At 71.7% G+C, this 6,601-nt stretch carries 8 protein-coding genes; 2 read left to right on the forward strand and 6 right to left on the reverse strand.

Translation table 11 applies throughout. The features are described from left to right. Positions 1 to 3: 3 nt before the first annotated feature. From D3273_RS09845 to D3273_RS09850, 3 genes are all read right to left on the reverse strand, one after another. Positions 4 to 1,107: a hypothetical protein gene (locus D3273_RS09845; RefSeq protein ID WP_129225934.1), complete on the reverse strand. Its 1,104-nt coding sequence runs from the start codon at positions 1,105 to 1,107 to the stop codon at positions 4 to 6. 251 nt (positions 1,108 to 1,358) lie between these two features. Continuing rightward, on the reverse strand, positions 1,359 to 1,508 hold the full coding sequence (locus D3273_RS28200; protein ID WP_165359446.1) for a hypothetical protein: 150 nt from the start codon (positions 1,506 to 1,508) through the stop codon (positions 1,359 to 1,361). A gap of 197 nt (positions 1,509 to 1,705) precedes the next feature. Continuing rightward, a complete protein-coding gene (locus D3273_RS09850; protein WP_129225936.1) occupies positions 1,706 to 1,894 on the reverse strand; it encodes a hypothetical protein in 189 nt (62 codons plus the stop codon). Positions 1,895 to 2,495: 601 nt separating this feature from the next. Between D3273_RS09850 and D3273_RS09855 the strand changes: the two genes are divergently transcribed. Next, positions 2,496 to 2,729 (forward strand): DUF6894 family protein, encoded by a 234-nt coding sequence (locus D3273_RS09855; protein ID WP_129225938.1) that lies wholly within the window; start codon positions 2,496 to 2,498, stop codon positions 2,727 to 2,729. Between the two features lie 60 nt (positions 2,730 to 2,789). On the opposite strand, the gene D3273_RS09860 is transcribed toward D3273_RS09855, so the two are convergent. From D3273_RS09860 to D3273_RS09870, 3 genes are all read right to left on the reverse strand, one after another. Continuing rightward, the gene (locus D3273_RS09860; protein WP_129225940.1) at positions 2,790 to 4,250 is read right to left on the reverse strand and encodes a cytochrome P450; all 1,461 of its coding nucleotides are present in this window, start codon (positions 4,248 to 4,250) and stop codon (positions 2,790 to 2,792) included. A gap of 106 nt (positions 4,251 to 4,356) precedes the next feature. After that, positions 4,357 to 4,983, reverse strand: a complete 627-nt coding sequence (locus tag D3273_RS09865) for a PAS domain-containing protein (protein ID WP_129225942.1) — start codon at positions 4,981 to 4,983, stop codon at positions 4,357 to 4,359. 54 nt (positions 4,984 to 5,037) lie between these two features. Then, on the reverse strand, positions 5,038 to 5,418 hold the full coding sequence (locus D3273_RS09870) for a hypothetical protein (protein WP_129225944.1): 381 nt from the start codon (positions 5,416 to 5,418) through the stop codon (positions 5,038 to 5,040). A gap of 136 nt (positions 5,419 to 5,554) precedes the next feature. Here D3273_RS09870 and D3273_RS09875 point away from each other — a divergent pair. Continuing rightward, positions 5,555 to 6,601, forward strand: a 1,047-nt coding sequence (locus D3273_RS09875; RefSeq protein WP_129225946.1) for an IS256 family transposase, incomplete at its 3' end; no start/stop codon positions are given.

The raw sequence follows: 6,601 nt of genomic DNA on the forward strand, positions 1-6,601 counted from the left end.
GGGTCAGGGTCCGCTCCAGGGCGCCAAAGGATAGGGCGTGGAGGCGATCGCGCCGTCCCCGTCGATCTGCGCGAGGGCCAGGCGGCACAGCAGCAGCAGGGCGAAGAGCCCCCAATCCCAGCGCTCCATCGCGCAGCCCCGCCCCTGGTGGCGTAGGAAGGCCAGCGCGGGCGCGAGCGTGAGCAGGCACAGCACCCGCGTGTGGTCGAGCGTCGCCACGCAGCCCACGAACAGCACGACCCCCGCCCAAGCGGCGAGCGCCGCGGCCCCCTGCCGGCCGCCGTAGCCGAACGGCCCGGCGAAGTGCCGGACGAGGGCGAAGGGCACCAGCGCGGCCGACACCAGCGTGGGCAGCGCCAGCAGCGCGGCGTCGTGCAGCAGCCCGGTGGCGAGGTTCTCCGCATAGCCGGTCCGGTCGACGAGGCCCGGCACCACGCGGTGGACGACCGCGAGGTCGGCCCCCGCCGCGACCGCGACGGCGACGGCCTGCGCCCAGCGGATGCGCCGGTCCAGCGCGAAGTCGACCGCCACGACCCCCGCCGTCGACAGGACGGCCAGGATCGGATGGCAGGCGGCGGCCAGCACCGAGCCTGCCAGCGCCGGTGCGGGCGCTCGCCAAGCCGACAGCACCAGGAAGGCCATCAGCCAGGGATCGAACTTGCCGACCCACAGCGCCAGCGTGTCGACGAGATGCGAGAAGGCGACGAGGAGCAGGAGGTCACGGAAGGCGAGTTCGCCGCGCCGCAGGCTCAGCGCCAGGACGGCGGCGAGCAGCAGGAGGCCGAAGCCCCACCACGCGAGCGCCAACGCGCCGAGCGGCACGCCGAGCCGCGCGAGGCCGGCCCCGACGCCGTCCGTCAGCAGCCCTTCGAGCAGAAAGCCGCGCTCGGCCGGCACTGCCGCGCCGCCCCGGGCCAGGCCGGCGAGGAAGCCCGGCAGGTCGGCGTCCATGGACCGGACGCCGTCGACCAGCACCACCGGGAGGGCGAGGAGCGCCAGCAGCGCGAGCCGGCCGCCCCGCGTCGGCAGGAAGCGGAGCGCGAGGGCGCGCGGCCAGGCGGGGGACGTGTCGGTGCGGTCGGCCATCGGGGCGGTGTAGCGCGACACCGCCGCACCGGAAACGGGTTCCGCCGACGCGGCCCCCTGCCGCCCCGGCCCCGCAGGGCTCCGGTGGGCCGCACCGGTCCGGGCGTCGGCCAAGCCACGAAGCGAACCGCGAGCCCGGCGGGCGACCGCCGCCGCCGTCACCGGGGCGCGGCGGCGCCGGGATGCGGGCTTCGAGGCTGCGGGCCCCCGTCGACGTCACGGGCGTCGTTCGAACGACGCGGAGGCCGTCCGGACGAAGGCCGATCGCGGTGCTACCCGCCGTCCTCGGCCAGCTTGGAGCGGGCGGCGGCGATGAGGCGCCGCGTTTGCTCGATCGTGGACCGCATCTCCTCGCGTTCCCGGGCGGCTCGAGCGATGAGGCAGCGCGACGTGGCGATGGCCCGCCGGGTGTCCCGTATCACCGTCGCGGCTTCTGGAGCACGGGTGTATGGCATGGCGATCGCGCTGGGAGATCCACTGCGCCTCAACCCCCGAAGGTCTGAGCGGGGTTCATCGCGTCGGCGGCGAACCCGCGCATCGCGCCCTGCGCGGCGCCCCGGTGCCGACCGAACCCCACCTGTCGAAAGGCGGAGCGCGCGCCCGGCTCGGCCTGCCCCGTTCACATGCTGAAGATGGGCCGCCCCAGGAGGGTCCGCGACGCGCCGAGGTCGACGAAGGCCTGCGCAGCCATTTTGTCCGTCACGTCGATGACACGCTCCGCCCTGACGGCACGGGCGATCGCCTGCTCGGTGCGGCTCCGGGCATCTTTGAACGCCCTGCGGGACGTTCGACGGGGATCGGCGGCCATGGGACGACTCCGGCAACGACGTCGAATCCCCGACGGGGTTCGCGCGATGCCGGCTTACCATATCGCCGCATCGCCGTTCATGTTTCGTCCGGCGGGTCGGCGGAGAAGCGTCCCGTGCCAGCCCCTTCCATCCGCGATCCCGGCACGGCCGAGCGAACGGCTCCGCCGATCGAAGCGTTTCCGCGCGATCCGAAGTCGCGGGGGCTCGTCGTCGTACCGGCTTCCGAGGTCCCCCGGAATTCCGCCCGGGAGGGGGGCGTGCCCCGGCGCCTCTTCGGCGTCGGCGGCGGCGGACGGCAGATCCGCGCCGGCGCCGGCCTCCGTTGCGCCGGACCGGGTAACGCCGCAGGGGGGCGCGGCTCCGGAACCCGGGCGTGCGGGGGGCTCGACGGCCGAATCCGCCTGGTCACGGCCGCGATGCGGGACCGGCCCGCCATGGCGGCTCAGCGGACGACGCCGACGCTCGAAATCGACCGTGGTCTCGCATAAGTGAATGCGGCGCTTCCGGGCAAATGCCACAATCGTCCGATCGTCGCTTCGTTTCACGGTGTGCGCCGACGAGGGATGCCAGCGCCCTCGCCTGGGCGGCAGGAGGTGCGGCGTGCCACTTTTCTATTTTGACGTGCGCGATGGGACGGGGTTCCACCGCGACGATTTCGGAAGCGAATGTGACGGCTTCGAGGATGCTCGGCGGCAGGCACAGAGCCTCCTTCCCGACATCGTCCGCCATGAGCTGCCCGACGGCGAACTGCACACCGTCGCATGCGATGTGCGGGACGAAACCAACCGGGTCGTCTACCGGGGCAAGATCACGTTCGAGGGAAGCCGATTCTGACGGCCCGGACGCCGGGCGACGAACCGCCCGGCCATCGGTCGAGCCGTTCCGCCGCGGGCGTCACCGCCTGCGCAGGATCATCGGCATGCCGCCGCGCGAGCGCAGGGTGATGCGCTGCACGGGCATGACCTCGTGCCCCGGCGCGTGGTCGAGGCGGACGTGGCGCAGCGCGGTGGCGAGCAGGATCACCGCTTCCTGGAGCGCGAACGAAGCGGCGATGCACACGCGCGGGCCCGCCCCGAAGGGGAGGAAAGCGAAGCGGTCGATGCCGCCCCGGTTCTCGGGCATGAAGCGGCTCGGGTGGAAATGGTCCGGCGCGTCCCACAGCAGCCTGTGGCGGTGCAGCACGTAGGGCGACACGATCACCAGCGTGCGGGCCTTGACGCGCAGGGTGCCGAGCGTGTCCGGCCCCAGCGCTTCGCGGGTGATGGAGGCCGCCGGCGGGTACAGCCGCATCGCTTCCTCGAGCACCGCGCGGGTGCGGACGAAATCGTCGACGCGGCCGGGATCCACGCGGCCCTCCGGCATCAGGTCGTCCACCTCGCGCTCGACGGCGGCGCGCTCCTCCGGATGCTGCGACAGGAGGTAGAGCGCCCAGGTCAGCGTGTTGGACGTGGTCTCGTGCCCGGCGATCAGGAAGGTGACCACGTTGGCGCGCACGTCGTCGTCCGACAGGCCCGCGCCGGTTTCGGGGTCGCGCGCGGCGAGCAGCAGGGTCAGGAGGTCCTGCGGGGCTGGCGCGCCGGAAGCGAGCAGCGCCCGCCGCTTGTCCAGGATGGCGGTCACCTCCTCCTCGAAATAGCGCAGCAGCGGCTTGGTCCTGGCCGCCCCGAGGCGCGGCAACCAGGCGGGCATCCCCAGGATGTCGAGCGGGTCGACCTGGCCGACGGACTCGAGGAAGGCCGACACGACGCGCGCGAAGCGGTCCTCCGGGCCGCTCATCGCTTCGGAGAAGACGGTGCGGCCGAGCACGCGCAGCGTGGCCCGCGCCATCTCGTTGGCGATGTCGATGCGGCGGCCGTCCCGCAGGCGCGCCCAGCGCTCGACCATCTCGTCCGCGACCTCGACCATGGACCGCTTGAAGCCGTCGACGTGGCGCGGCGAGAACAGAGGCGCCAGGGCGCGGCGCTGCGCGCGCCATTGGTCGCCCTCGGCGAGGAGCAGGCCGGTGCCGAGGCCGCCGCCCAGCGTGCGGCGCTGCAGTTCGCCCTTGTCGTAATTGGCGGCGTTGCCGACCAGGACGTGGCGGATGACGGCGGGGTCGCTCACCACGGCGGCGGAGCCGAGCACGTTGCGGCCGTGGACGATGGGCTGCTCGAAATGCCAGCGCGTCCAGGTGGCGACGGGGTTGTCGCGCAGGCCCTTCAGCAGCGCCAGCGTGCCGGGCACCGCGTCGAGCGGCACGGGCGCGGGTGGGCGGGGCCGGCGACCCTCGCCGACGACGGCCGGGGGGCGCACTCGGGCCGGCGTCTCCCGGGCCGACATCTCTCGGGGCGGTGCGGGATCGAGGGCGAGAGACATGCGGCGCTCCGGACGGACAGGTCCGGAGGAGATGGGCAGGGACGCGGGCAGAACAACCGGGACACGTTGCCCGCCCCCCGGGCTGGCGAGCGGGCCGCGGCAGCCTTCAATGCAGGCGCCGCCCGGGTTCGTCCCGCTCGTCCAGCATGAGGGACGGCCTGACCTGGCGCGCCACCAGCTCCGCCACCCGGAACAGAAGCGCCCGGCATCCCCGCTCGATGGCCCCCTGGGCAAGCTGGCGCGACGCCCGGAACGCCATGGCGAGCGATTCCAGCAGCACGAAATGCGGGTCGGTCAGCGGTGCGGCGGGCGCCACGAAGGGCCGCTCGCCGCCGGCGTTGTAGTCCGTGACGTCGAACATGACGCCGTAGCCGAAGGCGGGAAGGTCTTCCGCGTCGAGGACGAAGCGGCCCCGCACCATGATCCAGCGTTCCCGGCCCGCGGCGTCGATGACGCGCAACTCCGTGACGCGCAGCCCGCTGTGGCCCGGCGGCGCGGAGCGGGTGGTGCGCAGCCAGCCCACGTCGTCCGGATGCACGGCGCGCTCGTAAAGCTCCACCGGTTGGCCGCGCACGCCGTCCTCGGGCGCGATCGCGAAGGCCCCGCTGACGCCGGGGCTCGAGCGGAACACGCGGCTCGGGTAGTCGTAGGACCATTCGCCGAGCAGGCCGATGCCTTCCAAGGCTGCGACGAGGCGCGCATCGAGTCGTCCCAGCTCCTCACCCGCGCCCATCGCCGCCCCGCCCCCGTGCCGTTTTCCGGCCCTATCACGGACGAAGCCGACATTTCAACGCTTCTGCGGCACCGCTCCTTCCCCTCCGCCCACCTCGTCGGCGTAGCGGTGGCCGGCCGCCATGCCGATGTCGAACAGGCGCCGGGCGTTCGACTCGGACCAGTCCAGCACTTCGGGCAGGTCGCGCTCCGGCACGTCGAACCGGAGCTTGTGGACGTCGAGCCCGGGCGGCTTGTGCTTCAGTTCGAACAGTTCGAGGTTGTCCTCCGCGGTCTTCACCAGGGGGATCACCAGCGACAGGACCCAGCTGTCGTACAGGTCGCGCGGCGCGCGGATCAGGTCGTCGCTCCCGAGCACGTCGAAGACCACGACGCGTTCGAGCCCAGGATGCCGCTCCACGAGGTCCTTGAAGTTGAGGCAGTCGGTAGCGTCCACGGAGCTGGTGGAGTTTTGGAGTCGAGGGCGGTGGGCGGAGCTCCGCACATGGCGGAGCCCGCCGCCCTCCTGGGTGATCACCGTGCCCCCTTGGTAGGGTCGGGTTGCTGACACGCGACACGAACCGGAGAGCACGATGACCGACGACACGATGCCACTTCTCGACGCGCTGCTGAAGCGCGGCGGGGGCGATTTCATGAAAGAGCTGGCCGAGGAGGTGCTGGGACGCCTGATGGCCTACGATGTGGAAGGCCAGATCGGCGCGGGCCGCTACGAGCGCAACGAGGAGCGCACCACGCAGCGCAACGGGTATCGGCACCGCGCCTTCGACACGCGGCTCGGCACGCTCGATCTGAAGATCCCGAAGCTGCGGAAGGGCTCGTACTTCCCTGGCTTCCTCGAGCCGCGCCGCACCACCGAGCAAGCGCTCGTGGCGGTGATCCAGGAGGCATGGATCCAGGGCGTGTCGACCCGCAAGGTGGACGATCTCGTGCAGGCCATGGGGATGAGCGGGATCTCGAAGAGCCAGGTGTCGGAGCTGTGCAAGGGCATCGATGTCCGGGTGAACTCCTTCCTGGATCGGCCGATCGAGGGGGAGTGGAGCTACCTGTGGCTCGACGCGACCTACCTGAAGGTGCGCGAGAACGGACGCATCGTGTCGGTGGCGGCGATAATCGCCACCGGTGTGAACACCGACGGCCGGCGCGAGATCCTCGGGCTCGGTCTCGGCCCGTCGGAGGCCGCCGTGTTCTGGCTCGGATTTCTGCGCGGGTTGGAGAAGCGAGGGCTGAAGGGCGTCAAGCTCGTCATCTCAGACGCTCACGAAGGTTTGAAGGCCGCCATCTCTCAGATCTTCAAAGCAACGTGGCAAAGGTGTCGCGTTCATTTCATGAGGAATGCCTTGGCCTACGTGTCGAAGTCCGAGCATCAGATGGTGGCGGCCGCCATCAGGACGGTGTTCCTGCAGGCCGATCACGCCGCGGCGTCGCAGACTTGGCGCAAGGTCGCCGACCAACTGCGTCCCCGCATTCGCAAGCTGGCGGAGCTGATGGACGAAGCCGAGGCCGATGTCATCGCGTTCATGGCCTTTCCCAAGTCGCACTGGGCGAAGCTCCATTCGACCAACCCGATCGAACGGCTGAACAAGGAGGTGAAGCGCCGCGCCGACGTCGTCGGCATCTTC

The sequence above is a fragment of the Lichenibacterium minor genome (assembly GCF_004137685.1).
Taxonomy (GTDB): Bacteria; Pseudomonadota; Alphaproteobacteria; order Rhizobiales; family Beijerinckiaceae; genus Lichenihabitans; species Lichenihabitans minor.